We start from the raw sequence: 3,072 nt of genomic DNA, 5'->3' as shown, positions 1-3,072 counted from the left end.
GTCGGGAGAAGGATTCCGATTGCCGCACGCTTAGAGGAGCGCGGTCTCATGAACTGGACTGACGAGCGGGTAGAACTCTTGAGAAAACTGTGGTCGGAGGGTCTGAGCGCAAGCCAGATTGCTGCGCAGCTTGGAGGGGTCAGCCGCAACGCGGTCATCGGGAAGGTGCATCGGCTGAAACTGTCGGGCCGCGGACGCTCGACCGCCACACCGGCACGCCAGAAGAAGGCAGCGCAAGGATCGACCGTCCAGAAATCGGTATCACGCGCTGCAACCACGGCACGCCATGTCACGACATCGATCGGCGCGACCGCCTTGCAGACGCAGTTCGACGCCGAACCCGTGGCACGCCATTACATCCGTCCGGTTGAGAATGTCGTGCTGCCGATCTCGCGGCATCTGCAGCTGGTCGAGCTGACCGAGCGAACCTGCAAATGGCCGAACGGTGACCCGCTTTCAGAGGACTTCCATTTCTGCGGCAACGAAGCCGCCGAAACCGGACCCTACTGCAAATATCACGCCCGCGTGGCGTTCCAGCCGGCATCGGAGCGGCGGCGGAGTCGCTGAGCGAATAGCAAATAGCGAATAGCGAATAGCGAATAGCGAATAGCGAATAGCGAATAGCGAATAGCGAATAGCGAATAGCGAATAGCGAATAGAAATGGCTTGCCTTCCGTCACAGGAAGCAAGCCGTTTTTGTGTTCGCTATTCGCTACTCTTCGCTATTCGCTACTCCCTATTCGCTCTCTTTCACAGCCACCCATTCTTCCTGAACCGCCAGTAGAGGAACGTGCAGATCAGCGCGATCGCGGTCAGAACCACCGGGTAGCCGTACTCCATCTTCAGTTCCGGCATACCGTCGAAGTTCATGCCGTAGATGCCTGCGAGCGCAGTCGGCACCGCCAGGATGGCGGCCCATGAGGCGAGCTTCTTGGTGTTGGCCGTTTCCTGACTCTGGCCGACCAGGAGGCTGGCCTCGAAAGCGAACGCCAGCACTTCGCGCAGGCTGTCGATCTTCTCCTGGACGGTGCGGATGTGGTCGGTCACGTCGCGGAACAGCGGGTGCATGGCGGTATGTATCTGCGGCAGCTCGGCGCTGGTCAGCCGTCGGCAGACTTCGACCAGCGGAAGCGCGGCATTGCGCAGGCGCAGGAGATCGCGGCGCAGCATATAGAGCCGTTCGATGTCGGGAGCGGTCATCGGCTTCAGCAGAACCTTGTCCTCGATCGCCTCGACTTCGTCCTCGATCTGCTCGAGCACCGGCATGTAATTGTCGACGATGAAATCGAGAATGGCGTAAAGGACGAAATCCTCACCCTTGGCCAGAGAGTGCGGGCAGCTTTCCCAGTGCTGACGAACGGCGGCATAGGACGTCGAAGGACCGTGCCTGACGCTGACGATGTAGCCTGAGCCGACGAACAAATGGGTCTCGCCGAAGGTGACCCGACCGTCGATCAACTGCGCCGTGCGAGCGACGATGAACAAGGCGTCGCCATATTGCTCGATCTTCGGCCGCTGGTGCGGGTGCTCGGCATCCTCGATCGCCAACTCATGCAGGTGAAACTGCGCCTGGACGCGCAGCAACAGGTTACGGTCGGGCTCCAAAAGGCCGATCCACACGACATGACCGGATTTCTTTGCCCATTCGCCGGCTTCCTCGATGGGAATGTCGGCGATGCGGCGCCCCGCCGTGTAGACGCCGCAAGCGATAATGCCGGATATCGGCCCAGGCGCCGGGGTCAGGTTCCGAGCATTTTCCATCACGACCTCCCGGAGCAAATCCACGGGCGAGGATAGAGGCAAAGCCCGGAAAGCTTAGCGTAAATCGGGTGACGGTTCGAGAGGCGCGTTCACTTCACCGGCTGCGTCTCGGAAAGACTGATTTTGTCGGTCTTGTCACCCTTGGGCCGCTCAGCCGGCAACTGATCGCCGGTGACGATGTAATAGATGGTCTCGGCGATGTTGGTGGCGTGATCACCGATACGCTCGATGTTCTTGGCACAAAACAGCAGATGCGTGCAGGGCGTGATGTTGCGCGGATCTTCCATCATGTAGGTCAGCAATTCGCGAAACAGCGATGTGTACATGGCGTCGATCTGGTCGTCACGATCGCGCACGAAGCCGATTTTCTCCACCGAACGAGACGCGTAGACGTCGAGCACTTCCTTGAGCTGGGTCAACGCCAGGTTGGACAGGGCCTCGAGGCCGCGGAACAGACTGGTCGGCTGGCGTCCGTCGGTGACGGCGACCACCCGCTTGGCAACGTTCTTGGCGAGATCGCCAACCCGTTCGAGGTCGGCGGAGATGCGAATTGTCCCGACGATCTCGCGCAAATCCGCCGCCATCGGCTGACGCTTGGCAATGATGATGATGGCCTTGTCGTCGATTTCGCGCTGGCCCTCGTCCAGTACGGTATCGTCGCGGATGACCTTCTGGGCAAGGCCTGGGTCGGCATTGACGAGAGCGGTAACCGCCTGCTCGACCATGCGCTCGGCATGGCCTCCCATCGCGGCGATGCGCTTCGACAGATATTTCAACTCCTCGTCATAAGCGCTGACGATGTGCACGGACTGCATGGCAAAATGCCTTCCCACGGGGTGTTTTGATTTTGAGTCGTTTCCTCGAATCCCCGCTGATACGCTAGCCGGATGACAGAAAAAAGAAACAGTCCCTTTTGAATTAGGGCGATATCAGTGAGTCGGCAAATGAACCGAGAATGCCGCGCCGTTGCCGACTTCGGACTTGATCGAAAGCCGGGCGTTGTGGCGCGTCAGTATATGCTTGACGATCGACAGGCCGAGGCCGGTACCCTTCTGGGTCCGGCTGGTCTCGACGTCGACGCGGTAGAAGCGCTCGGTAATGCGCGGAATGTGCTCCTCGGGAATGCCAGGGCCAAAGTCCCTGATCGTCACGTCGATGCCCGGTTCTGATCCGGCGTCGCTATGGGCTATGGATACAACCACGCGCCCACCCGACTGCCCGTATTTGCAGGCGTTTTCCAAGAGGTTCTCGAAAACCTGGAAAAGCTCATCGCGATCGCCAGGCACATGAAGCGGCCCATCGGCGTAGTGC

The 3,072-nt window shown here is 59.8% G+C and carries 4 protein-coding genes; 1 reads left to right on the top strand and 3 read right to left on the bottom strand.

Going from position 1 to position 3,072, the window contains the following annotated elements; genetic code table 11:
- Positions 1–48: 48 nt before the first annotated feature.
- Positions 49–567 (top strand): GcrA family cell cycle regulator, encoded by a 519-nt coding sequence (locus EN750_RS26300; protein WP_127267146.1) that lies wholly within the window; start codon positions 49–51, stop codon positions 565–567.
- A 183-nt stretch (positions 568–750) separates the two neighbouring features.
- Here EN750_RS26300 and EN750_RS26295 read toward each other — a convergent pair whose 3' ends face one another.
- From EN750_RS26295 to EN750_RS26285, 3 genes are all read right to left on the bottom strand, one after another.
- A complete protein-coding gene (locus tag EN750_RS26295) occupies positions 751–1,761 on the bottom strand; it encodes a magnesium and cobalt transport protein CorA (RefSeq protein ID WP_127398327.1) in 1,011 nt (336 codons plus the stop codon).
- A gap of 89 nt (positions 1,762–1,850) precedes the next feature.
- The gene (gene phoU / locus EN750_RS26290; protein ID WP_013533646.1) at positions 1,851–2,576 is read right to left on the bottom strand and encodes a phosphate signaling complex protein PhoU; all 726 of its coding nucleotides are present in this window, start codon (positions 2,574–2,576) and stop codon (positions 1,851–1,853) included.
- Positions 2,577–2,690: 114 nt separating this feature from the next.
- A partial coding sequence (locus EN750_RS26285; RefSeq protein ID WP_245482817.1) for an ATP-binding protein occupies positions 2,691–3,072 on the bottom strand: 382 nt, incomplete at its 5' end.

Source organism: Mesorhizobium sp. M7A.F.Ca.ET.027.03.2.1, from assembly GCF_003999175.1.
In the GTDB taxonomy this organism is placed as follows: domain Bacteria; phylum Pseudomonadota; class Alphaproteobacteria; order Rhizobiales; family Rhizobiaceae; genus Mesorhizobium.
The sequence above is the reverse complement of the archived record's forward strand: the minus strand, read 5'-3'. Positions and strand labels throughout refer to the sequence as shown.

What these genes read in the sequence shown, in the direction of transcription:
- EN750_RS26300 (WP_127267146.1), top strand. Translation starts at nt 49, where the DNA reads ATGAACTGGACTGACGAGCGGGTAGAACTCTTGAGAAAACTGTGGTCG.
- EN750_RS26295 (WP_127398327.1), bottom strand. Translation starts at nt 1,761, where the DNA reads ATGGAAAATGCTCGGAACCTGACCCCGGCGCCTGGGCCGATATCCGGC.
- phoU (WP_013533646.1), bottom strand. Translation starts at nt 2,576, where the DNA reads ATGCAGTCCGTGCACATCGTCAGCGCTTATGACGAGGAGTTGAAATAT.